This window comes from Martinezella lusitana (genome assembly GCF_900094565.1).
GTDB lineage: Bacteria > Pseudomonadota > Alphaproteobacteria > Rhizobiales > Rhizobiaceae > Rhizobium > Rhizobium lusitanum.
The window spans coordinates 90,317-112,999 of the sequence record NZ_FMAF01000002.1 but is presented as its reverse complement, the minus strand read 5'-3'; the positions used below and the strand labels follow the sequence as shown (position 1 = coordinate 112,999).

The 22,683-nt window shown below is 60.8% G+C and carries 18 protein-coding genes; 12 read left to right on the top strand and 6 right to left on the bottom strand.

The window, feature by feature from the left end; all coding sequences use genetic code 11:
- Positions 1-16: 16 nt before the first annotated feature.
- The gene (locus GA0061101_RS03815) at positions 17-937 is read right to left on the bottom strand and encodes an HpcH/HpaI aldolase/citrate lyase family protein (protein ID WP_047637645.1); all 921 of its coding nucleotides are present in this window, start codon (positions 935-937) and stop codon (positions 17-19) included.
- 111 nt (positions 938-1,048) lie between these two features.
- Between GA0061101_RS03815 and GA0061101_RS03810 the strand changes: the two genes are divergently transcribed.
- The 3 genes from GA0061101_RS03810 to GA0061101_RS03800 all read left to right on the top strand — a co-directional run bounded on the left by GA0061101_RS03810 (position 1,049) and on the right by GA0061101_RS03800 (position 3,174).
- Positions 1,049-1,279 carry a hypothetical protein gene (locus GA0061101_RS03810; protein WP_037195680.1) on the top strand — a complete coding sequence of 77 codons (231 nt, stop codon included), beginning with the start codon at positions 1,049-1,051 and terminating at the stop codon, positions 1,277-1,279.
- Between the two features lie 195 nt (positions 1,280-1,474).
- Complete coding sequence (gene leuD, locus GA0061101_RS03805; RefSeq protein ID WP_037195677.1) at positions 1,475-2,083, top strand: 3-isopropylmalate dehydratase small subunit; 609 nt, start codon at positions 1,475-1,477, stop codon at positions 2,081-2,083.
- Positions 2,084-2,355: 272 nt separating this feature from the next.
- Positions 2,356-3,174, top strand: coding sequence for a sugar phosphate isomerase/epimerase family protein (locus GA0061101_RS03800; protein ID WP_092573072.1), 819 nt, complete (start codon positions 2,356-2,358; stop codon positions 3,172-3,174).
- Between the two features lie 83 nt (positions 3,175-3,257).
- On the opposite strand, the gene GA0061101_RS03795 is transcribed toward GA0061101_RS03800, so the two are convergent.
- Entirely contained in the window at positions 3,258-3,860 is a 603-nt protein-coding gene (locus GA0061101_RS03795) for a DUF4291 domain-containing protein (RefSeq protein WP_047559429.1), read from the bottom strand.
- A gap of 169 nt (positions 3,861-4,029) precedes the next feature.
- Between GA0061101_RS03795 and leuB the strand changes: the two genes are divergently transcribed.
- The 7 genes from leuB (at position 4,030) to GA0061101_RS03760 (ending at position 10,805) form a co-directional block, all read left to right on the top strand.
- A complete protein-coding gene (gene leuB / locus GA0061101_RS03790) occupies positions 4,030-5,142 on the top strand; it encodes a 3-isopropylmalate dehydrogenase (protein WP_047559420.1) in 1,113 nt (370 codons plus the stop codon).
- 174 nt (positions 5,143-5,316) lie between these two features.
- A complete protein-coding gene (gene lpxE, locus GA0061101_RS03785; RefSeq protein ID WP_092573071.1) occupies positions 5,317-6,072 on the top strand; it encodes a lipid A 1-phosphatase LpxE in 756 nt (251 codons plus the stop codon).
- 242 nt (positions 6,073-6,314) lie between these two features.
- Positions 6,315-6,584, top strand: coding sequence for an ArsR/SmtB family transcription factor (locus GA0061101_RS03780; protein WP_245297434.1), 270 nt, complete (start codon positions 6,315-6,317; stop codon positions 6,582-6,584).
- Between the two features lie 151 nt (positions 6,585-6,735).
- Positions 6,736-7,485 carry an SDR family NAD(P)-dependent oxidoreductase gene (locus GA0061101_RS03775; protein ID WP_047637637.1) on the top strand — a complete coding sequence of 250 codons (750 nt, stop codon included), beginning with the start codon at positions 6,736-6,738 and terminating at the stop codon, positions 7,483-7,485.
- A 294-nt stretch (positions 7,486-7,779) separates the two neighbouring features.
- On the top strand, positions 7,780-8,289 hold the full coding sequence (locus GA0061101_RS03770; protein WP_092573247.1) for a Dps family protein: 510 nt from the start codon (positions 7,780-7,782) through the stop codon (positions 8,287-8,289).
- Positions 8,290-8,660: 371 nt separating this feature from the next.
- Positions 8,661-9,695: an aspartate-semialdehyde dehydrogenase gene (locus GA0061101_RS03765; protein ID WP_037195667.1), complete on the top strand. Its 1,035-nt coding sequence runs from the start codon at positions 8,661-8,663 to the stop codon at positions 9,693-9,695.
- Positions 9,696-9,983: 288 nt separating this feature from the next.
- A complete protein-coding gene (locus tag GA0061101_RS03760) occupies positions 9,984-10,805 on the top strand; it encodes a lytic murein transglycosylase (protein ID WP_092573070.1) in 822 nt (273 codons plus the stop codon).
- 72 nt (positions 10,806-10,877) lie between these two features.
- Here the strand turns inward: GA0061101_RS03760 and GA0061101_RS03755 are convergent, their stop codons facing one another.
- Together GA0061101_RS03755 and pdxY are read right to left on the bottom strand one after the other, a co-directional pair.
- Positions 10,878-11,519 (bottom strand): carbonic anhydrase, encoded by a 642-nt coding sequence (locus GA0061101_RS03755; protein WP_047559410.1) that lies wholly within the window; start codon positions 11,517-11,519, stop codon positions 10,878-10,880.
- A gap of 73 nt (positions 11,520-11,592) precedes the next feature.
- Entirely contained in the window at positions 11,593-12,468 is an 876-nt protein-coding gene (gene pdxY / locus GA0061101_RS03750) for a pyridoxal kinase PdxY (RefSeq protein ID WP_037195661.1), read from the bottom strand.
- A gap of 292 nt (positions 12,469-12,760) precedes the next feature.
- Here pdxY and GA0061101_RS03745 point away from each other — a divergent pair, with 292 nt between their 5' ends.
- Both GA0061101_RS03745 and GA0061101_RS03740 read left to right on the top strand, forming a co-directional pair.
- Positions 12,761-17,551, top strand: a complete 4,791-nt coding sequence (locus GA0061101_RS03745; RefSeq protein WP_037195658.1) for an NAD-glutamate dehydrogenase — start codon at positions 12,761-12,763, stop codon at positions 17,549-17,551.
- Positions 17,552-17,601: 50 nt separating this feature from the next.
- The gene (locus GA0061101_RS03740; protein ID WP_051963406.1) at positions 17,602-18,990 is read left to right on the top strand and encodes an MFS transporter; all 1,389 of its coding nucleotides are present in this window, start codon (positions 17,602-17,604) and stop codon (positions 18,988-18,990) included.
- Between the two features lie 197 nt (positions 18,991-19,187).
- Here GA0061101_RS03740 and purH read toward each other — a convergent pair whose 3' ends face one another.
- Both purH and GA0061101_RS03730 read right to left on the bottom strand, forming a co-directional pair.
- The gene (gene purH / locus GA0061101_RS03735) at positions 19,188-20,804 is read right to left on the bottom strand and encodes a bifunctional phosphoribosylaminoimidazolecarboxamide formyltransferase/IMP cyclohydrolase (protein WP_037195655.1); all 1,617 of its coding nucleotides are present in this window, start codon (positions 20,802-20,804) and stop codon (positions 19,188-19,190) included.
- A gap of 167 nt (positions 20,805-20,971) precedes the next feature.
- On the bottom strand, positions 20,972-22,618 hold the full coding sequence (locus GA0061101_RS03730) for a heparinase II/III family protein (RefSeq protein WP_037195652.1): 1,647 nt from the start codon (positions 22,616-22,618) through the stop codon (positions 20,972-20,974).
- Positions 22,619-22,683: the final 65 nt, after the last annotated feature.

The window sequence follows — 22,683 nt, the reverse complement described above, 5'->3', positions numbered from 1 at the left end:
CATAGGATATCAGCCCTCACCCTGAGCGTGTCGAAGGGTGATGGCGTGCTGCGATCAGGCGAGCTTTATGAACCAGTCTCTCTGCCTGGACAAGATGCAGCCGCTCCACCATCCGCCCGCCGAGGTTCACGACATTGAGATCAGCAGCGTTCGGCGCGGCAAAGGCGCCGATGATGGCCTCAGCCTCGGCAATGGCTGTTGCATCCGGACCGAAATGCCGGTTGGCGGCTTCGATCTGGCTCGGATGGATCAGCATCTTGCCGAAAAAGCCCATGGCGGCGCCCTGGCCGCATTCGGCGTCGAACGCCTCCATATCCTTGAAATCGTTGAAAACGCTGTCGAGGGCCTCAAGCCCGTAGGCGCTCACGGCCAGCACCACCTGCATCAGCCAGGGAACGAGATAGGCGCGGCCCGGCTGCGGCAACACGCCGGTTTCCTTCCTGAGGTCGTTGAGACCGACAACGAAGCAATCGAGCCTGCTGCCCGACGTGCGCCCGGCCTCGGCGATCGAAGCCGCATTCAGGATGCCGCGTGGCGTCTCGATCATCGCCCAGATGCGCAGGCTCTCCGACGCATCCGCCTCGGCCAGCCTGTCGCTGACATCAATCACGTCCTGCGGCTCGTCCACCTTGGGCAACAGCACCGCATCCGGCTCGAGCGCCTGAACCAGGTCCAGATCGTCGGCACCGAAATTGGAGGAAAGCGCATTGATGCGAATGACCCGCTCCTTGCCTGATAGCGGCGAGGCGGCGAAGAATCTCCGTAAATTATCCCGCGCCTCGGCCTTCTTCTCCGGCGAGACGGAATCTTCGAGATCGAAGATGACGGCATCGCAATCGAGGCTATCAAGCTTTTCCAGAGCGCGCCGGTTGATAGCGGGAACGCTCAACACCGAGCGGCGCAGGCGGGCGGGACGAGAGAAGGATGATTGGCTCATAGTGTCGTTTTGCCGCGCTTTTAATCGGCAGGCAAGCCAACAAAAAGCCACGCTCCTCTTGCAGATGGAAAGGAAGAGGACCACATTGCCGTAAGTAGAGAGGTCTCGACCATGCAGAATATCCGTTCCCTGTTCATTGCTCTTGCCGGTATCACCGTGTTTGCAGCCATGGCGCTGTTTACCGTTTCGCTCACGCTTGCCGTCGGCGGTATCCTGACCGTGCTCATGGCAGCCCGCGCGATTTCGCTTCGCATGAAGCCTGCGCCGGTGCGCGCCAAGACGAACAGCCAGCGCGAAATGCGCATCTGGAACGACGGTCGCGGCACGATTATCGATCTCTGAGGTCGAACACAGGGCAGGGGGCAGCCTATTGCCCACTGTCGAATGCGCTCGCACCAATCCCAGGCATGTTCCTGAAGGCGGATTGCGACCAAAGCGCCGGTTTTAGAGCATCTCCAAGATTCTCCTTCATTTCGGGCCGGATTTGCTCTATTGGCAGGATAATTCGTGCTTAGACGAAAATGAAGGCAGGACCCCATGGACAAGTTCGTGAAGTTGACCGGTGTTGCAGCACCGCTCCCGGTCGTCAATGTCGACACCGACATGATCATCCCGAAGGATTATTTGAAGACCATCAAGCGCACCGGTCTCGGTACGGGGTTGTTCGCTGAAGCCCGCTACAACGAAGATGGTTCGCCGAATCCGGATTTCGTGCTGAACAAGCCGGCCTATCAGAATGCGAAGATCCTCATCGCCGGCGACAATTTCGGCTGCGGCTCCTCGCGCGAGCACGCTCCTTGGGCGCTGCTCGATTTCGGTATCCGCTGCGTCATCTCGACCAGCTTCGCCGACATCTTCTACAACAACTGCTTCAAGAACGGCATCCTGCCGATCAAGGTCAGCCAGGAAGATCTCGACAAGCTGATGGACGACGCTTCGCGCGGCTCCAACGCCATTCTGACGGTCGATCTGGAAAACCTGGAAATCACCGGCCCGGACGGCGGCTCGCTCAAGTTCGAACTCGACGAATTCAAGCGCCACTGCCTGCTGAACGGCCTCGACGATATCGGCCTGACGCTGGAAAAGGCATCTGCGATCGACAAGTTCGAAAAGTCGAACGCCGCCGCTCATCCCTGGGCCGCCTGATCGATTTCATCATTGTTTTGCACTTCGAAGCCGGGCCTTGCAGCCCGGCTTTTTTCATGCGGAGGACTCCCTCTCCCCGCAAGCGGGAGAGGGGACTGTCCCGCAATTACACGCTCAAGAACCGGGGAACGCAAATCTCGGAAAACGGATCGGGCACCATCTTTTCCACCCGCTGTAATATGATCGACAAGAAGGGGGTCCATATAAGCCTGCCGAGGCCGTTGCGGCCTCTCCTCCCGTCCTAATTCCTCTCCACGCAATGGAGCCTCTCCATGACTTCCCTCCCTATTGTCGGCGCCGCCATGACGCTCTCCGACGTCGAAACTCATCGCAACTGGCTGCTCGAAAAGCCGCGCGATCTGGAACTGCAGAGCTTCGTCGAAGCCGAAGTCCTGAATGGCGATTGGCAGCCGCTGGCCGAGCGCGCCCGCAAGCTGCTTGACGGCCATGAAGGCCGCCTCGGCATCCACGGCCCGTTCTGGGGTTTCGTCATCGCCTCGCAGGATCCGGAGATCCGCGCCGTCGTTTCCAAGCGGCTGCTGCAGGCACTCGACGTCTGCGCCAATATCGGCGCCACGCAGATGGTCATCCATAGCCCCTATACGTCCTGGTCCTACAACAACCTCGACAACAACAAGGGCGAGCGCGAGAAGATCATCGAATATACGCATCTGACGCTCAAGGATGCGGTGAAGCGCGCCGAAGACATCGGACTGACCATGGTCATCGAAAACATCGAGGACAAGGATCCCCATATCCGCGTCGGCCTCGCCGACAGCTTCAATTCGCCCGCCGTCGCCGTTTCGATCGATACCGGCCATGCCCATTACGCCCATGGCTACACCGGCGCGCCGCCGGTCGACTACTATGTCCACGCCGCCGGCAACCGCCTGCAGCACGTCCACCTGCAGGATGCCGATGGCTATGCCGATCGCCACTGGAGCCTCGGCGAAGGCAATATTCACTGGCGTGCCGTCTTTGCCGCCCTTGCCAAGCTTAACAATAACCCGCGCCTGATCATCGAGATCAAGGACAAGTCGAAGATCCCGGCATCGGCTACCTATCTGGCCTCGCTCGGCCTGGCTGAGTAAACGGAACAGATGACATCGGTCTCTGGTCTTGCGCCAGAGGCCGGCTAGCTATGCGTCACACATCGCCGCAGCGGTCAGGTCCATCAATCGACCACTGCGCCAATCGCCAAGGCAATTGAACGCGGCAGCGGATATGGCTGCTCTTGCGGCAGATGCGTGTCCAGATAGGTCTGATCTCCTGCGTCAACCGCCTTCTTGAGGCGCAAAGCCTGCTCAGTGACATCAGTGATCTTCTTGATCCACTCTTCGGCATATAACGGTACGGTATCGCCGCTGAGACCGATCTGAAGCGACCGATGGGGCAAAGGTCGGAAAAAGATGTCTCGCTCCGGATCCCACTGAATCCGAACCATACTGACCTGAAGCTTTTCCTTCCAAGCCGTCTCGCTGGTATAAAGCTCCGGGTCGAAGTGGCTCAGGCATGCCATCGACAAGGCCCGCTCGAAACCGGCGCGATCGATATCGATGGCCAGCACCCGCTTTTGGTTCTCATCCTTGAGACCCCAGCCGCAGCGATACATCATCCAGAGAAAAGACGGTTTGATCCAGGTCATTCGCGAGAAACTGAACGGCGCTGCAAAAGTGCCCTGCCGAAGCGCTATATCGGCGATCTGATCGCCATAAGCCTGATAAACCCGGATGGTAGTGTCAGTAAAAATTGCTCGTATTTGTTTATGCATGGCCATTTATAGATAGAAAGCCCTGACCGAACAAGCCGACGTCGAAAGATGCGATGGTCGACAGATGGCACCCCAAACTCCCGAAAACCGTACCGTTTCGCGCCCTTCCTCGCTTGAAAAGCCGCATTTGCAGGTCTAAGAACCCGCAACCTATTTCTTTCGCGGAGGCTTTCCCATGACAGTGCGCAATCTCTTCCTCCTGCCGGGTGACGGCATCGGCCCCGAAGCCATGGGCGAAGTCCGCAAGATCATCGCCTATATGAACGAGGCGAAGGATGCCGGTTTCGTCACCGACGAAGGCCTTGTCGGCGGCAGTGCCTATGATGCGCACGGTGCGGCGATCTCCGATGCCGATATGGCAAAGGCAATGGCCGCCGATGCCGTTCTCTTCGGCGCCGTCGGCGGTCCGAAGTGGGATGCGGTGCCTTACGAAGTGCGCCCGGAAGCCGGCCTGCTGCGCCTGCGCAAGGATCTCCAGCTTTTCGCCAACCTGCGCCCGGCCATCTGCTATCCGGCGCTGGCATCGGCCTCGTCGCTGAAGCCGGAACTGGTCGAGGGTCTCGACATCCTGATCGTGCGCGAACTCACCGGCGGCGTCTATTTCGGCGAACCGAAGGAGATCATCGATCTCGGCAACGGCCAGAAGCGCGGCATCGACACCCAGGTCTACGACACCTATGAAATCGAGCGCATCGCCGGCGTCGCCTTCGAACTGGCACGCACCCGCAACAATCGCGTCTGCTCGATGGAAAAGCGCAACGTCATGAAATCAGGCGTGCTCTGGAATCAGGTCGTTACCGCCACGCACAAGGAAAAATATGCCGACGTCCAGCTCGAGCACATGCTCGCCGATGCCGGCGGCATGCAACTCGTTCGCCAGCCGAAGCAGTTCGACGTCATCGTCACCGACAACCTCTTCGGTGACATGTTGTCCGACGTCGCCGCCATGCTGACCGGCTCGCTCGGCATGCTGCCTTCGGCCTCGCTCGGCGCTCCCGACGCCAAGACCGGCAAGCGCAAAGCGCTTTACGAGCCGGTACATGGTTCGGCGCCCGATATCGCCGGCAAAGGCATCGCCAACCCGATCGCCATGATCGCCTCCTTCGCCATGTGCCTGCGCTACTCCTTCGGCCTCGTGGCTGATGCCGATGCGCTGGAAAAGGCGATCGCCAACGTGCTCGACAGCGGCATCCGCACCGGCGACATCATGTCGGCAGGCAGCCGCCAGGTCGGCACCGCCGAGATGGGCGACGCCATCCTCGCCGAATTCAAGGCCCTGTCCGCATAAATCGCCTGATATATTTCACGTGAAACACGAAACCCCGCTCTGCTTGTGCAGTGCGGGGTTTTTCGTCGAGCCTCCGGGCAGCGCAGCTATGGCCGGCCACCTTAAAAATACTGTTACAAGAGCCTGCTAGGCTTGATCGTTGACTTGGTGGAAGTTCGACGACGGACGGTGGACATGCAGGCGATCTTGACGTCTCTCGACAGACGTTGGCGGCGAAGCGACGCACGGCTTGCGCCATCCCATTGGAAGATCTGTCTTTTCCTGACGGCCAATATCGTCCTTCTCTCCGCACTGCTGTTCGACTGGCCCGTCGGCGCAACCCTCAAGAACCTGTCGCCATCCATTCGCTTCTTCGGTGGAATGCTGACCGATTTCGGCGATTCCGGCTGGATCATCCTCATCAGCGCCTTCCTGTTCTTCGAAGGCTGGGCCGGCAGCAGGTTGCTTCACTCGCAACGCTGTCGCTGCCAGGCGCTGCGTATCTGCCAGATTGGCGGCTATCTGCTGACCACCATCGTGCTTTCAGGTCTCCTCGCCAATCTGCTGAAGCGCGCCATCGGCCGCGCCCGCCCGATGCATTTCGCGGATTGGGGGCCGTTCGGCTTCTCGCCGTTCAACGGCCGTGCCAGCTTCGAGAGCTTCCCGTCGGGCCATGCGACCACCATCGGCGCGCTGTTCGTGGCACTTGCCTTCCTCCTCCCACGCTATCGCTATATCTTCGCCGCATGTGCCCTCTGGCTGGCGATCACACGCGTCATGATCGGCGCGCATTATCCAAGCGACGTCATGGCCGGCCTGGCGCTCGGTGGATGGTTCTCCTTCATGACGGCGATCGTCTATTCCCGCTACGGCCTGCTCTTCCGCATCAACAATGCCGGTTGGCCGACACCGAGATGGCCACTGCTGAAGACCAGCAAGCCTTTGATCTGAAATCGATCTGCGGCTATTGCGCCGCCTGCGGCATCTCCGTCGAAACACCGGATCGGTCTCCGCACAGAACAGGCGGGACAGGGCACTCCCTTTCGCCTGAACGCGCCTTCATGCCTGGCGCATCGCAAAGGTTGCCAAGGTCATCGGGCATTCATATATCTGGGAGGACAGCCGCCGCACAAAGCGGTCAACCCGATTTCGTTTCCACTGTGATGAAAACCATGGATGCCGGTCCGATACGTTTGAGCGAAAGGCAGCTGGGATTGATTTCCCGGGCGCTGGCCGAGCCGCGCCGCGTGCAGATCCTGAAGGAAATCGGCAAGCGAACCGAGCCCATGGCCTGCAGCGTCCTCAACCAGTGCCACACCGTCAGCGCCGCGACGATTTCGCACCATCTCAAGGAACTTGAAAACGCCGGTCTCATCGAGATCCGGCGTGAAGGCAAGTTCGCAAACCTTGTGTTGCGACGCGACATCCTGGCCGCCTACATGGCGGAGCTTTCCAGAATCTGACAATTTCGTCTGCGGTCGTCGGCGCCTGCCCTTGTATCAGTTAGATGATTATCTAAATATCAAACGGACGATGCCGATCGGTTTTCGGGTCGCATACGCCCAATAGTTCGACAATTGTAAAATCGTCTAACAATTCTCTACAGGAGCTAATATGAGCAAGCTGACAGGCAAGGTCGCGATCGTGACCGGAGCATCCAAGGGCATCGGCGCAGGCATCGCAAAGGCGATGGGCGAGGAAGGCGCGGCCGTCGTGGTCAATTATGCCTCGAGCCGCGAAGGCGCCGACAAGGTGGTGGCAGAAATCACCGCCAAGGGCGGCAAGGCGCTCGCCGTCCACGGCGACGTATCAAAATCCGAAGACGTAAAGCGGCTCTTTGCAGAGGCTAAGCAGGCCTTTGGCGGCGTCGACATTCTCGTCAACAATGCCGGCGTCTACAAATTCGCGTCTCTGGAAGAGATCACCGAGGAGGAATTCCATCGTGAATTCAACATCAACGTCCTCGGCACGCTGCTGACGACGCAGGAAGCGGTGAAGTATTTCGGCCCGGAAGGCGGCAATGTCATCAACATCGCCTCGACCGCCGTCACCATGAATCTGCCGACCACCGCGGTCTATACGGCGACCAAGGCGGCCGTGACCTCGATCACTCAGATCCTTGCCAAGGAACTCGGCCCTCGCAACATCCGCGTCAACACCATCTCGCCCGGCGGCGTCGAGACCGAGGGCGTCATCGCGGCCGGCGTCATCGGCAGCGACTTCGAAAAGCAGATGGTTTCGCAGACGCCGCTCGGCCGCCTTGGCCAGCCGACCGACATCGCCCCGATCGCGGTCTTCCTTGCCTCGAAGGATTCGAACTGGTTGACGGGGGAAACCCTCTATGCCGGCGGCGGCCTGAAATAGGCTTCACGGCGAAGCCGCTCTCCAGGAGGAGGGCGGCTTTATACGGCCGGCTGTGGCGCCGAGCCAATATGTTAGCGAACGATTGCAAAACGACCCCGTTTTCCTATTTACTGCAAATGTTCGGGTTTTCCGCACAGCATCGCAGTCGACCGTGCCGCGAAGCGACATCTCGTCCGCGAAACCTCAAAATAGCTCCTGTCTGCAATGCGATCCCACGCAACAGCGAATGTCATCGAATTCCTTCAAGATCCGCCGGCGATCACTGTCGCGAACATCAAAACGGAGGACGACTTTATGAATACCGCTAACACCAAATCGAAACTGGGTACCCGCACCAATCTCAGTGAAGAAGCGACACGCGATATTTCCGCAGCGCTGAACGCGCTGCTGGCGGATGTCTTTGCCCTCTATCTGAAAACCAAGAATTTCCATTGGCATATGAGCGGCCCGCATTTTCGCGACTATCACTTGCTTCTGGACGAACAGGGCGATCAGATCTTCGCCATGACCGACCCGATGGCAGAGCGAGCCAGGAAGATCGGCGGAACGACGTTGCGGTCGATCGGCAATATTGCCAGGCTGCAGCGCATCCCCGACAACGACGCCGAATATGTCGATCCCCAGGACATGCTCGCCGAATTGGCGGATAACAACCTCAAGCTTGCTGCCGAAATCCGCGCGGCCCATGACGTCTGCGACGAATATGGCGATATCGCCACCGCCAGCCTTCTTGAGAACTGGCTGGACGAGACGGAACGCCGCACCTGGTTCCTGTTCGAATCCACGCGCAACACCAACCGCTAACCGCGGCACTGCCCGCCTTCGGACATAACGACCGCGATGGATGCCATAATCTCGATTTCCTCGCTCCCGCTTCTGCGGAAACGAGGAAATCCTTGACTCCTGTGGAAAACCTCTTAGAACCGGCGACGGAAAAGGAAGACTTCCATGGTTCGCTTCGAGCAGATCGACGGCTTCAGTCACCTGGCGGAATATGCCGGGCTGGATGTCTATTTTCCGGTTTCTTCCAAAACCAAGGCCAAAACGACGACGAAAACCGTCTGACGTCTCTGGCCTGCCGCTCTCTCCCCGGCTCGGTCGGGGACAGGAACCGGTCGTCATGGCCGCAGTTCCCCCCTCGCCAAAGAGGAGAGAAGAGAAAGAGAGCTTGAGAAATGGGTTTCAAAGTTGCAGTAGCGGGCGCGACCGGGAATGTCGGCCGCGAAATGCTCAATATCCTGTCCGAACGCGGTTTTCCGGCCGATGAGGTCGTGGCGCTCGCGTCGGCCCGCTCGCAGGGAACCGAAGTTTCCTTCGGCGACCGGACGCTGAAGGTTTCCAACCTGGAGAACTACGATTTCTCCAACACCGACATTTGCCTTATGTCGGCCGGAGGCGATGTCTCGAAGAAGTACTCGCCGAAGATCGGCGCCCAGGGCTGCGTCGTCATCGACAACTCGTCCGCATGGCGCTACGACGCCGACGTGCCGCTGATCGTGCCGGAAGTGAACCCGGATGCCATCACGCAGTTCACCAAGCGCAACATCATCGCTAATCCGAACTGCTCGACCGCGCAGCTCGTCGTTGCGCTGAAGCCGCTGCATGATTTCGCCAAGATCAAGCGCGTCGTGGTCTCGACCTACCAGTCCGTTTCCGGCGCCGGCAAGGACGGCATGGACGAGCTGTTCAACCAGACCCGCGCCGTCTTCGTCGCCGACCCGATCGAGAACAAGAAGTTCACCAAGCGCATCGCCTTCAACGTCATTCCGCACATCGACGTCTTCATGGAAGACGGCTACACCAAGGAAGAATGGAAGGTGCTGGCCGAAACCAAGAAGATGCTCGATCCGAAGATCAAGGTCACCTGCACAGCTGTCCGGGTGCCGGTTTTCATCGGTCATTCTGAATCGGTCAATATCGAGTTCGAAAACGAGATATCAGCCGATCAGGCTCGCGATATCCTGCGCGAGGCGCCAGGTTGCCTCGTCATCGACAAGCACGAAAACGGTGGCTATATCACGCCTTACGAGTGCGCCGGCGAAGACGCGACCTATATTTCGCGCATCCGCGAGGATGCCACCGTCGAAAACGGCCTCAACATCTGGGTCGTTTCCGACAACCTGCGCAAGGGTGCGGCACTGAACGCCATTCAGATTGCCGAACTGCTCATCAACCGCGGCCTGATCAAGCCACGTAAGCAGGCTGCATAAGCATTCCTAAACCAATTTACGGTTTATAAATCTTCGCCAGCTAAGCAGGATTAAAATGGAAGCCTCGCCATTTCGGACCGAAAGGCGGGGCTTTTGCAAATGCCTTTGGCGGCGATGCTTCCCGTGAAGCGAAAACATCGGTCGCTAAAATGTGATAATGACAGGACGGTCGGATGCTGGCATGGTCCAGTGAAGACTAGACCGCGCACGAGCCCGGATTGGAGGGCTTATGCGCCATTCAAAAACGGTTACCGCGTTTGCGGCGCGGTAAGAATTCGGGGAAACTGAATGCGCATCACAAAGTCTGGAATGGCAACTCTCGTGGCGGGCGGGTTGTTGCTGGCGACGCCGATTGCCGCGAATGCGGCATCCTGTGGCAACACTTCCGCCGGCTTCGAGAACTGGGTGCAGGAATTCAAGCGGGAAGCGCAAGGACAGGGCGTCAGCCCGTCGGTCCTCGATCGGGCCTTCGCCAACGTCCATTACAATCAGCCCACCATCCGGGCCGATCGCGGCCAGAAGAGCTTCAAGCTTTCCTTCGAGGAATTCATGAAGAAGCGCGGCGGCCAGTCGATCATCAATCGCGGCAAGAGCATGAAGCAGGCCAATGCCGCGCTCTTCTCCAAGATCGAGAAGCACTTCGGCGTGCCCCCAGGCCCGATTATCGCCATCTGGGGTATGGAAACCGGCTTCGGCGGCTTCATGGGCGATCAGCATACGCTCTCGGCCGTCTCGACCCTTGCCTATGATTGCCGCCGTTCCGCATTCTTCACCGAGCAGCTCTACTCTGCCCTCAAGCTTGTCGGCGAGGGCTACCTCAGCCCGTCGGCCCGTGGCGCTGCCCACGGCGAAATCGGTCAGACGCAGTTCATGCCGAAAAACGTCGTTGCCTTCGGCGTCGATGAAGATGGCGATGGCAGGGTCGACCTTGTGGGATCGCGCGCAGACGCGCTTGCTTCGACGGCGAACTTCCTGCGCGGTCATGGCTGGCAACCCGGCGCCGGCTACCAGCCTGGCGAACCGAACTTCTCAGCCATTGCCGGCTGGAACGACGCAAAGGTCTATCAGCAGGCAATCGCCTATATTGGTCAGCAGATCGACGGCAGATAAGCTGGATCAAAACGAAAAAAGCGCTGCGACCGGATGGTTCACAGCGCTTTTTATTTGAGCTAATTTCAGCTCCTAGACATCAGGCCGGATGAAATCCCGGGTTTCAGGGTCCATGACCCACAATTCCCCTGTGGAAATATCGAACCATGCGCCATGCAGGCGCAGCTTGCCTTCTTCTTCCCGCGCCTTGATCTCCGGAAAGCTGCGCAGATTGTCGAGCGAATTGCGGATCGAGATGCGCTCCAGCGCCGTCTGACGCTCCGCCGGCGTCATGATGTCGTTGCTCTGGATCTGTTCGGCGGCCGGCTTCAGCAGCCCCATCCACCTACCGATGAAATCACCGGGCGAAAGCGGCTCGGCGTTCGGATCCAGTGCCGCGCGAATACCGCCGCAACGGCCGTGACCCATCACGACGATATCGGAGACTTTGAGCGACAGAACCGCGAATTCGAGCGCCGACGAGGTCGAATGGAAATTACCATCAGGCTCATAGGGCGGCACCATGTTGGCGACGTTGCGGATGACGAAGAGTTCTCCCGGGCCGGCATCGAAGATGATCTCCGGTGCCGAGCGGGAGTCGCAACAGGCAATCACAAGCGTCGACGGGTTCTGGCCGAGATCGGCGAGCGTGCGATAGCGCTCGCGCTCATCGACGTAACGCCCACTCATGAAATTGCGATAGCCGTTCAAAAGGGTGTCGGGAAAGCTTTGCATGGATATTGAATTACAGCGCACATCGGCCGATGGCAACTATTGCGCTGCAAAAAGCGCCCGGCATTCCCGGCTGCTATTTTTTCCGCCGCTGCGCCGGATGCATGAGGTGCCGCAGCTGTACCATCGCCATCGGCGTCGATAGGCTGGCCGCATCCGCGGCGAGCGTCAACTCGTCGCTGCCGCGCTTGACGGCGCGCGCCAGCACTTCATAAACGCTGGCCGTGGCAAGCTGCAGCGCCCGTTCCTCGTCCATCCCGGACACAAGGCGGGACAAGAACAAGGCGGACAGCAGGTCGCCGAGCCCGTTCGGAGCATTCTCGATGCTGCGATGCTCTGCAAGCAAGGCGCTGCGGCCGCTAAGATAGAGATTTCCGATACCGCCAGCCATCATCGGCACCGCCGACGTCACCAGCATGCGCGACGGCCCGAGGGCGAGTGCGGCCTCCATGATGGCATTGTTGTCTTCGAGCGGCGCGCCGGCGAGCCAGGCAAGCTCGTAGCGGTTTGGCGTTGCCAGCGACGCCAGCGGGATCAGATGATCGCGGATCGCCTCCGCCGTCGCTTCGGGCACATAGAGCCCGCCGGCATCGCCGATGACCGGATCGCAGGCATAGAGGAGATCGGGGTTCTTCTCCCGCAAGGCCGCCACCAGCCGGGCAACGGAATGCACCTGCGCTGCATTGCCGAAATATCCCGACAGGACAGCCTTCACCTCAGGCAGCCACGGCGCGGCGATCAGATCGTCGATCGCACGGTCGAAATCCGCCTCGTTGAAGGTCAATCGCGTCGAACGACCGTGGCCCGGATGCCATGGCAGGACGATGGTCGGCAGCGCCCAGACCGGATGGCCGAGCGTTTCCAGCGCAAAGACCGCGGCACGATTGCCGACGGAACCTCTGACGACATGGCTGGAGATGACGATAACGGCGCCGGCCGATATTTGCGACATGATAATAACTTCCAGTTCAGGGCTTCAAACTGCAATGGCGCCGTTGATGATCCCTTTCGCGCCACTCTGTCAACCGCGCTTCACAAACTCATGAAAACCTCTGTTGAATAGCCGGGTTCGGCAATTTCACGTCAACGCCATCTGCTTTGGGGCGAGATCCACCTTTCGGCAAGATTTCTAAAAATTCGCGGCCAAATCGGTCGAAAAGCAATCTAATTTGCATTCATTTTGCCAGTTTTTTCGCTAAACCTTCTGCTACTGTGGTCAAATTTCGAAAATCGGGAGGAATTTCATGGCGTCCAGGACCAATCCGAAACGGGAAAAGCAGCTCGAAGCGGTACGCAAGATCGCGGCCACGACGGGCAAGGCGCATCTCGATCCCGAAATCCTGTTCGGCCGGGCAAGCAATGACGACATGGAGCATTACAGTCCGGAAATGCTGGCCCATGCTGCGGTGCACGCCGCGCGAGAGTTGGCAGCTTGGAACGGCACGTCTCCGCGCGTCAACATCGAACAGGTCGCCAATATCGAGCCTGATGGCGTCGCGGTGTCGATCCTCTCGATCACCGACCACAACATGCCCTTCCTCTACGAATCGATCATGGGCGAGGTGAGCAGCACCTACCGCGATCTCTACATGGCCGTGCACCCGATCCTGGTCATCGAGGAGGGCAAGCAGCCCAGTCTCTATTCCGCCGATCAGTTAAGCAATCCCGCCCATCGCGTCAGCCATATCCAGCTTCATCTGTCGCCATTGACGGCAGCGCAGGCAACGGATCTCATCAAGCGGCTGCAGGCCGTGCTCGATCAGACGCATCTCACCGTTTCCGACTGGAAGCCGATGCTGGCGCGCCTCGATATCGTCATTTCGGAACTCTCCACATATGAGGCCGCGGGACGCCGCAAGGGCGATCGCGACGAGGCTCTTGCCTTCCTTGCCTGGTTGCGCGACGGCAATTTCACCTTCCTCGGCATGCGCGAATATGTCTATTCCGGCAAGGGCGCCGACGCCAAGGTCGAGCGCGATCGCGGCGCCGGCCTCGGCATTCTTTCCAATCCGGATGTCCGCGTGCTGCGCCAGGGTAAGGACGCCGTCACCACGACGCCGGAAATCCTCGCCTTCCTCGACGGGCCGGATTTCCTGATCGTCACCAAGGCCAACGTCAAGTCGGTCGTCCATCGCCGCGCCTATATGGACTATGTCGGCGTCAAGCGCTTCGACAGCGACGGCAATGTCACCGGCGAGCTGCGTATCGTCGGCCTTTACACCTCGACGGCCTACACCAGCGCTGCCACCGAAGTGCCGCTGCTGCGCTCGAAGGTGCAGAAGGTCAAGGATCATTTCGGCTTCGACCCCACAAGCCATTCCGGCCGCATGCTGGAAAATACGCTGGAATCCTATCCTCGCGACGACCTCTTCCAGATCGATACGACGCTGCTCGCAAGCTTCGCCGAACAGATCAACGATCTGGCCGACCGGCCGCGCGTGCGGGCGCTGCCACGCATCGACCATTTCGATCGGTTCGTCTCCGTCATCGTCTATGTGCCGCGCGAAGAATATGATTCCGTCGTCCGTGAAAAGATCGGCAATTATCTGAAAACCGTCTATGACGGCCGCGTCTCTGCCTATTACCCGGCCTTCCCGGAAGGCGGCGTGGCGCGCGTGCATTTCATCATCGGCCGCAGCGCCGGCAAGACGCCGCATATTCCGCAAGCCAAGCTGGAAGAAGCGATCCGCGCCATAACCGCCCGCTGGGACGAGCGTTTCGTCATGCTCGCCGGCCCGAAAGCGCCGCGCATATCCGTCAGCCAGGCTTTCCAGGAAGCCTTCTCGCCGGAAGACGCCTTTGCTGATCTGCCCAATATTACGGCAACGGCCGGCGCCGAGCCGATCCGCATCGGCTTCTATGTCCGCAAGGACGAGGCAGGCGACATCCTTTCGCTGAAGATCTTCCACGGGCGAGGCAATCTGGCGCTGTCGCGCCGCGTGCCGCTGTTGGAAAATCTCGGTTTCAACGTCATCAGCGAGCGGACCTTCGATATCTATGTCACGGCCAAGGATGGCGGGGCGGGTCATGTCGTGCTTCATGACATGGAACTCGAGGCTCGTGGTGGCCTGACGATCGATCTCGCCCGCCATGGTGCCGCGCTGGAGGAAGCCTTCCTCGCCGCCTTCAGCGGCACGATCGACAATGACGCCTTCAACCGGCTGATCGTTTCGGCCGATCTCTCCGCTCGCGAAACCAATGTGCTGCGGGCTTACTCGCGCTACCTTCGCCAGGCCGGCATCGCCTATTCGCAGGACTATATCGCCGCGACGCTGGACAAGTATCCGCGCATTGCAGGATCGCTCTTCCGCCTGTTCCACGACACGCTCGATCCGAAGCTCAACGATAAGAGCCGTACGAAGAAGCTTGTCGAGCTGCACGCCGCCATCGAAACCGAGCTCGCCGACGTTCCAAGCCTCGATGACGACCGGATTCTCCGCCGCTACGTCAACGCCATCGATGCGACGCTGCGCACCAACTATTTCCAGAGGAGTGCCGACGGTACGCCGAAGGCGATGCTCGCCTTCAAGCTCGATCCGAAGCTTCTCGACGGCCTGCCCGAGCCGCGTCCCTTCCGCGAAATCTTCGTCTACGGCGTCGAGGTGGAAGGTGTGCATCTGCGCTTCGGCAAAGTGGCGCGTGGCGGCCTGCGCTGGTCCGATCGCGCCGAGGACTATCGCACCGAAGTGCTCGGCCTGGTGAAGGCGCAGCAGGTCAAGAACGCCGTCATCGTGCCCGTCGGCGCCAAGGGCGGCTTCTATCCGAAGAAACTCCCCGTCGGCGGCAGCCGCGACGAGATCTTCAATACCGGCCGCGAAGCCTACAAGACCTACATCCGCACGCTGCTGTCGATCACCGACAATATCTCCGGCGCCGATATCGTACCGCCGGCCGATACCGTGCGGCTCGATGGCGATGATCCTTATTTCGTCGTTGCCGCCGACAAGGGCACGGCCACTTTCTCCGACACTGCCAATGCACTGGCGCAGGAAGCCGGCTTCTGGCTGGACGACGCCTTCGCTTCCGGCGGCTCGGCCGGCTACGACCACAAGAAGATGGGCATCACCGCCCGCGGCGCCTGGGAAACCGTGAAGCGGCATTTCCGCGAGATGGATATCGATATCCAGACGACGCCCTTTAACGTCGTCGGCGTCGGCGACATGTCCGGCGACGTCTTCGGCAATGGCATGCTGCTCTCGCCGAAGATCCGCCTTCTGGCCGCCTTCGACCATCGCGACATCTTCATCGATCCCGATCCGGACATGGAAAGGACGCTTGCCGAACGTCAGCGCCTCTTCGACCTGCCGCGCTCCAGCTGGCAGGATTTCGACAAGTCGGTCCTGTCGAAGGGTGCGATGATCATTTCGCGCTTGGCAAAGTCGGTGACGCTGACGCCGGAAGCAGTCGCTGCCATCGGCATCGACAAATCGGTCGCCACGCCCTTCGAGATCATGACGGCGATCCTTAGGGCTCCCGTCGACCTGCTTTGGTTCGGCGGCATCGGCACCTATGTCAAGGCGCCGTCGGAAACGGATTCGGATGTCGGCGACCGTGCCAACGATCCGATCCGCATCACCGCCGAAGAGGTTCGCGCCAGGGTGATCGGCGAGGGCGCCAATCTCGGCGTCACCCAGAAGGGTCGCATCGCCTATGGCCTCAAGGGCGGACGCTGCAACTCCGACGCCATCGACAATTCGGCCGGCGTCAACACCTCGGACGTCGAGGTCAACATCAAGATCGCGCTCGCCAATGCCATGCATGACGGCCGCCTGACGCGTGCCAAACGCGATATCCTGCTGGCATCGATGACCGACGAAGTCGGGACTCTGGTATTGCGGAACAACTATCTGCAATCCCTGGCGATCTCGCTGACGGAGCGCAAGGGCACCGGCAACGGCCTGGAACTCAGCCGCTTTATGAGCGTGCTGGAAACGGCCAAGCAGCTCAACCGCAAGGTCGAGACGCTGCCCGACGATCAGACCTTCGCCGAGCGTTATGCCAACGGGCGTCCGCTGACGCGCGCTGAAATCGGCGTGCTGCTCTCCTATGCCAAGATCGTCCTCTTCGACGCGCTTATTGCCAGCAATCTGCCTGACGATCCCTATTTCGCCGCGACCCTCAGCCGCTATTTCCCAGCCAAGATGCAGCGTTCGAACGCCACCGATATCGACAGCCACCGGCTGCGCCGCGAGATCATCGCGACGGCGCTCGCCAACGAGGCGATCAATCGCGGCGGTCCGGGCTTTGCTGTGAGCATGATGGACGCGACGGCGGCATCGGCAGCCGAAGTCGTCAAAGCGGCCGTGGTCGCCCGCGACGGCTTCGATCTCGATCGCCTCTGGAACGAGACGGACGCGCTTGACGGCAAGGTTGGTGGCCAGATGCAGAACCGCGTCTATGGCGAGATCACCGAGGTCTATACGGTGCTCACCCGCCTGCTTCTGAAAACCGGCGCAGCCAAGGGCGACATCGAGGAGACGGTTAGCCGGCTTCAAGCAGCGCTGAAAAAGCTGCGGCCGGTCTTCCTCAGCCATATCCCGGCCGATTTCGCAGCCGAGATTGCCGCCCGCGAGGCGGAATACCAGGCTGCCGGCCTGCCGGAAAAGCTGGCTTCGGAAATCGCCACGATTTATGCGCTCGTCCTCGTTCCGGAGATCATGCAGATCGCCGAGCGCACCGGTGACACGCTGAACCGCGCCGCCGAAAGCTACTTCACCGTGTCGCAGACCTTCCGCGTCGGCCGCCTGCTGCTTGCCGGCAGCCGGATCGTCACGGGCGATCACTATGAAAGCCTTGCCCTGGCCCGCAGCCTCGACCAGATCGCCGGCGCCCGTCGCGATATCGTCATCTCGGCCCTGGCAAACCATCCGAAGGACAAACAGCCGATCCAGGCGTGGCATGCGGAAGATCGCATCCGCATCAACCGCATCGCCGAAGAGCTTGGCAGCCTGAGCGAAAGCGGTGATCCCAACCTCGCGCGAATCACCGTTGCCGCAGGCCTGCTGAGCGATCTTGCGAACGGCCGGGCAAGGTGACACAGTCCGCCCCGACCCCGGCAGGCGGGTGAGGGAATCAGGGGCTGGATTTGGTGACGACCGGGATTGGCGACGACGTGCCGGCAAAAGTGCCGGCACGCGGCATTTGGGGCTGGATGTTCTTCGACTGGGCGGCACAGCCGTTCTTCACCGTCGTCACCACCTTCATCTTCGGCCCCTATTTCGTCGCGCGGCTGACGGCCGATCCGGTCTCGGCGCAGACGACATGGAGCAATATGGCGACGATCTCCTCGGTGATCATCGCCCTCCTGTCGCCGGTCCTCGGTTCGATCGCCGATCAATCGGGCGCGCGCAAACCCTGGATCGCCTTCTTCGCCGTCATCAAGATCGCCAGCCTCTTCTGTCTCTGGGGTGCGGCACCGGGCTCGCCGGTGATCTATCCCGTCATCTTCATGATCCTCGCCTCGATCTCGGCCGAATTCTCGATCGTCTTCAACGATTCGATGATGCCGAGGCTGGTCGGCAAGGACGATATCGGCAAGCTGTCGAATGCCGCCTGGGGTCTCGGCTATCTCGGCGGCATGATCGTGCTGATCACCGTCGTCGCCCTGCTCGCCGGCAATCCGCAAACCGGCAAGACCATCTTCGGCCTGATGCCGCTCTTCGGCCTCGACGCAACGCTCGGCGAGGATGCGCGCGTCACCGGTCCGATTTCCGCCGTGTGGTACTTCCTCTTCATCCTGCCGATGTTCTTCTTCACGCCCGATGCCGCACGCGGCCTGCCGCTTCGAACCGCAGTTCGCTCGGGCCTGCGGGAGCTCAGAACGACGCTCGGCGAGTTGAAGCGCCGGCGCGGCATCAGCCTCTTCCTCGTCGCGCGCATGGTCTATCAGGATGGCGTCAACGGCCTGCTGATCCTCGGCGGCACCTTTGCGGCCGGCATGTTCGGCTGGGCGACGATCGAGATCGGCATCTACGGTATCATCCTCAACGTCATCGCCATTTTCGGCTGCTTTGCGGCCAGCTATGTGGACCGCTGGCTGGGCTCGAAAACGACTGTCGTCATCAGCCTGACGCTGCTGCTCGTCGCGACCTTCGGCATCATCTCGACCGGGCCTGGCTTCACGCTCTTCGGTCTCGTTCCGCTCTCGACCGTCAGCACCGGCAGCCTGTTCGGCACGGCGGCGGAAAAGGCCTATATCGGCTATGGCCTGCTCATCGGCATCGCCTTCGGCCCGGTGCAGGCCTCGTCACGCTCCTATCTGGCGCGCAGCGTCAGCCTTGCCGAGGCCGGCCGCTATTTCGGCATCTACGCACTCTCAGGCCGCGCCACCAGCTTCATGGCGACGCTGTTCTTCTCTCTGGTGACCTATTGGAGCGGCTCGGCGCGGCTCGGCATGGCGACGCTGGTCATCTTCCTCGCCGGCGGCCTGCTGCTTCTGCTGCCGACGCCCTATCCGGCTGACAAGGCGAAATAGGGATATTCCCATTTCGCTGAGGGATATGCTCATACCCTTCTCCCCAGCGGGGAGAAGGTGCCCGAAGGGCGGATGAGGGGGTCCCCCGGCGTATTCGGAACCAGCCTATATCGTTGCGAACAATATATAACTTCCGGCAACGCCCCTCACCCCGCGCTGCGCGCGACCCTCTCCCCGCTGGGGCGAGGGTAAAGCCATTAATGGCGGAAATGGCGGATGCCGGTGAAGACCATCGCGACATTATGCTCATTGGCGGCGTCAATGACTTCCTGATCGCGCATCGAGCCGCCCGGCTGGATGACGGCGGTGGCGCCGGCGGCAATCGCCGACAGCAGGCCGTCGGCAAATGGCAGGAAGGCTTCGGAGGCCACGGCGGAACCGCGCGTCAGCGGTTCGGCTAGCCCCATCGCCTTGGCCGCTTCTTCCGCCTTGATCGCGGCAATGCGGGCGGAGTCGACGCGGCTCATCTGTCCCGCGCCGATACCGGCCGTCTGGCCGTCCTTGGCGTAAACGACGGCATTCGACTTCACGTGCTTGGCGACACGGAAGGCGAATTTCATGTCCTCAAGCTCCTGCGCCGTCGGCGCGCGCTTGGTGACCACCTTCAGCTCCATGTCCTCGACCAAGGCATTGTCGCGGTTCTGGACCAGGAGGCCGCCGGAGACGGTCTTGGCGGTCAGGCCGGCTGCGCGCGGATCGGGCAGAGCGCCGACCGACAGCAGGCGGAGGTTGGGCTTGCGGGCGATGATCGCCTTGGCTTCCTCGCTGACCGCCGGTGCGATGATGACTTCAGTGAAGAGCTTGACGATCTCTTCCGCCGTTTCCGCATCGAGCAGGCTGTTCAGCGCGATGATGCCGCCGAAGGCCGAAACGGAATCACAGGCGAGAGCCCGCTTATAGGCTTCGACCAGGCTCGGGCCGGTGGCGACGCCGCAGGGATTGGCATGCTTGATGATCGCGCAGGCCGGACCTTTTTCCGGCAGGAACTCGGCCACAAGTTCGTAGGCGGCATCGGTGTCGTTGATATTGTTGTAGGAAAGCTGCTTGCCCTGGAGCAGCGTTGCCGTGGAAACGCCGGGACGGTTTTCGCCGGTGACGTAGAAGGCCGCCTTCTGATGCGGGTTTTCGCCATAGCGCATCTCCTCGCGCAGCACGCCGCCGATGACGCGGTGGCGCGGCGTGGCGATATCGAGCGCTTCGGCAAACCAGTTGGAGATCATCGCGTCATAGGCGGCAGTGCGGGCAAAAGCCTTGGCGGCCATGCGCTTGCGGAAATCGTAGGTGGTCTGGCCGGCATCGGCGGAAAGCTGCGCCAGCAGCTCGGCATAATCCGCCGGATCGGTCAGCGTCGTCACATAGGCGTGGTTCTTGGCGGAGGCGCGGATCATCGCCGGGCCGCCGATGTCGATATTCTCCACCGTCGTCGGATAGTCGCCGCCAGCCTTGCGCACGTCCTCGAAGGGATAAAGATTGATGACGGCAAGGTCGATGCCTTCGATGCCGTGCTCCTTCATCGCAGCCTGGTGCTCGGCATCGTCACGGATGGCGAGCAGGCCGCCATGCACCTTCGGATGCAGCGTCTTGACGCGGCCGTCCATGATCTCCGGAAACTCCGTGACTTCCGAGACATCGGTGACGGCAAGGCCTGCCGCGGCAATCGCCTTGTGCGTGCCACCGGTCGACAGCAACCGCACGCCCTGTTCGCTGAGCGCGCGGGCCAGCTCGACGATGCCGGTCTTGTCGAAGACGGACAGAAGCGCGGTCTTCACCTTCACTTTGTCAGGGGCAGGGATTTTCTTGGAAACGACGGCCATGGGCTTTCTCCGGTCTGAAGCAATTCCAGGAAAAGGGCGCAGCAGTTTTCCGTCCGGAATTGCGAGATAACAAAAACAGAGCGAAAACGCTCTGGCATGAGGAGATGTCCGGCGGAAAGGGCGCGGGACGATAATGCCGCCCCGTTAGCATAGCTGACGCGGTTAGCCTATGGCCGATGGGATAAAAACCAGCGGATTTCCGGCTTTTCGGTGATCTGGAAAACGATCTCGAGCTGATCGGAGGAGCGCATACCGGAAGGGTCGGCGAAAAAGATATCCTCCGCCACCAGCACCTCGTTACCCGGCGAGGAGAAGACCCAGGTCTCGCCGTCAGGCGCGATCAGCAGCGCGCTATCCGTCTCGGTCTGCAAAAGGCTGATCGAGGGATGGATATGGAAGCGGGCCGACGCGATACCTTCGCCTTTCGGCGCCTGTTTCCTGCCTTCCGGCACGAGGAAGCGGTCGCGTCCCGCGAGAATCGTGCCGCTAGCATTGAGGCTCAGCTCGCGCTCGTGAACATAGCCGAAGGTAGAGAGATAGCCGTCATGCGCAGCCCGGACATAATCGCGCCCATCTTCCGTCTCCGCGCGCTCGACGATGACCTTCTTCACGCCGCCGACCATGATCGGCCCCAGCGATTTCGACTTGGAGAACAGGCTCGACGAGGTATCGTTGAGGGTGACGGTCGAATGCGCAGCGGTCGCCCGCGCGGCCTGTGCGTAGCGCTCGCCGGCGAATTCCGGCGAACCGGAATTGATGATGAAGCGGCTCTTGCCCGACGACATTTCGAAGGAGAGGCAGCCCGCATGCGCCGTGCGGCTGAGATCGACCGATGCGGGAGCGCCGACATCGACGATGACGACGGCCTGGCCGGCTGCCAGCCGATGATATTTCGTGTGCGGCAGCGCCTTGAACGCCTGACCGGCCGTCTCGTCATAGCGCAGGACCGACATCAGTTCGTTGGCAAGCGTCGACGTCGCTCCGTTGAAGAGCGCCAGATCGCCGTCCTGATGGCGAAAGAAGCGAAGCGCCGGATACATGCGGTCTATGCCGGGAATGAGGCGGATCGGCACGTCATGGCCGAGATTGACATAGGTCTGGCGCAACGGCAGCAAATCGAGGAGCAGCTCCAGCGACACCCGCGGATTGCGGGAGATATGACCGCCATCGGGCAGGATCTGCCGGTCGATCTCGCGATCGAGCGCCTGACCGGCGCGCTTCAGCGCAAGGGCGCTATGGGGCATGGCAACAGAGGACATGGCCAGCGCGATGCGCACACGAAACCGCGTCGTGCCGTCCCTTGCCGTCGACGCCATTCGGCGCAGATAGCGCACGTGGAAGACGAGCATGCGCATGAAGCGGCGGTAGAAGCCGCTATCCGTCCCATGCAGGAGCACGGGCGAATGCGACAACAGGGCGATCAGCCGCTGCGCCGCGATGTCGGGCGACCAGGCAAGGCCATGCAGCCGGCGGCCGTGAACGGCGATCCAATCGCTCAGAATGGAACGCGCTAAAGCCGAAGCCTGGTCGCTCTTCTCTGCCCGCAAATGCCGCAGCCAGCGGAAATTGTGCAGACGCGCGGCGAAGGCCCGCGACGGCAGCTCCAGGGAAAAGGGCGAGGCGCCCTGCAGTTCGAGAACCCGGCCGGCGAGCAGGATGCGGCCGTTCAGAAGTTCTTCGACAAAAAACGGATCGACGCTGCGCAGGTCGGTCGGCGCCACGATCAGGCGTTCCGGCACACGCATGGTGTGGCGGGTGAGACGCAATCGCGTCAACGCCGCGCGGCGCGACATCCGCCGCCATGCTTCCCGCATGTATGAACTCACAAAACCCTGCCGCAGACCTGCATATTCGCTTCTGCTTACTCTCGTTACCCGTA

Bases quoted from the DNA above. Each gene is read 5' to 3' on its own strand.
- GA0061101_RS03815 (WP_047637645.1), bottom strand. From the start codon at position 937: ATGAGCCAATCATCCTTCTCTCGTCCCGCCCGCCTGCGCCGCTCGGTG.
- GA0061101_RS03810 (WP_037195680.1), top strand. From the start codon at position 1,049: ATGCAGAATATCCGTTCCCTGTTCATTGCTCTTGCCGGTATCACCGTG.
- leuD (WP_037195677.1), top strand. From the start codon at position 1,475: ATGGACAAGTTCGTGAAGTTGACCGGTGTTGCAGCACCGCTCCCGGTC.
- GA0061101_RS03800 (WP_092573072.1), top strand. From the start codon at position 2,356: ATGACTTCCCTCCCTATTGTCGGCGCCGCCATGACGCTCTCCGACGTC.
- GA0061101_RS03795 (WP_047559429.1), bottom strand. From the start codon at position 3,860: ATGGCCATGCATAAACAAATACGAGCAATTTTTACTGACACTACCATC.
- leuB (WP_047559420.1), top strand. From the start codon at position 4,030: ATGACAGTGCGCAATCTCTTCCTCCTGCCGGGTGACGGCATCGGCCCC.
- lpxE (WP_092573071.1), top strand. From the start codon at position 5,317: ATGCAGGCGATCTTGACGTCTCTCGACAGACGTTGGCGGCGAAGCGAC.
- GA0061101_RS03775 (WP_047637637.1), top strand. From the start codon at position 6,736: ATGAGCAAGCTGACAGGCAAGGTCGCGATCGTGACCGGAGCATCCAAG.
- GA0061101_RS03770 (WP_092573247.1), top strand. From the start codon at position 7,780: ATGAATACCGCTAACACCAAATCGAAACTGGGTACCCGCACCAATCTC.
- GA0061101_RS03765 (WP_037195667.1), top strand. From the start codon at position 8,661: ATGGGTTTCAAAGTTGCAGTAGCGGGCGCGACCGGGAATGTCGGCCGC.
- GA0061101_RS03760 (WP_092573070.1), top strand. From the start codon at position 9,984: ATGCGCATCACAAAGTCTGGAATGGCAACTCTCGTGGCGGGCGGGTTG.
- GA0061101_RS03755 (WP_047559410.1), bottom strand. From the start codon at position 11,519: ATGCAAAGCTTTCCCGACACCCTTTTGAACGGCTATCGCAATTTCATG.
- pdxY (WP_037195661.1), bottom strand. From the start codon at position 12,468: ATGTCGCAAATATCGGCCGGCGCCGTTATCGTCATCTCCAGCCATGTC.
- GA0061101_RS03745 (WP_037195658.1), top strand. From the start codon at position 12,761: ATGGCGTCCAGGACCAATCCGAAACGGGAAAAGCAGCTCGAAGCGGTA.
- purH (WP_037195655.1), bottom strand. From the start codon at position 20,804: ATGGCCGTCGTTTCCAAGAAAATCCCTGCCCCTGACAAAGTGAAGGTG.
- GA0061101_RS03730 (WP_037195652.1), bottom strand. From the start codon at position 22,618: ATGCGGGAAGCATGGCGGCGGATGTCGCGCCGCGCGGCGTTGACGCGA.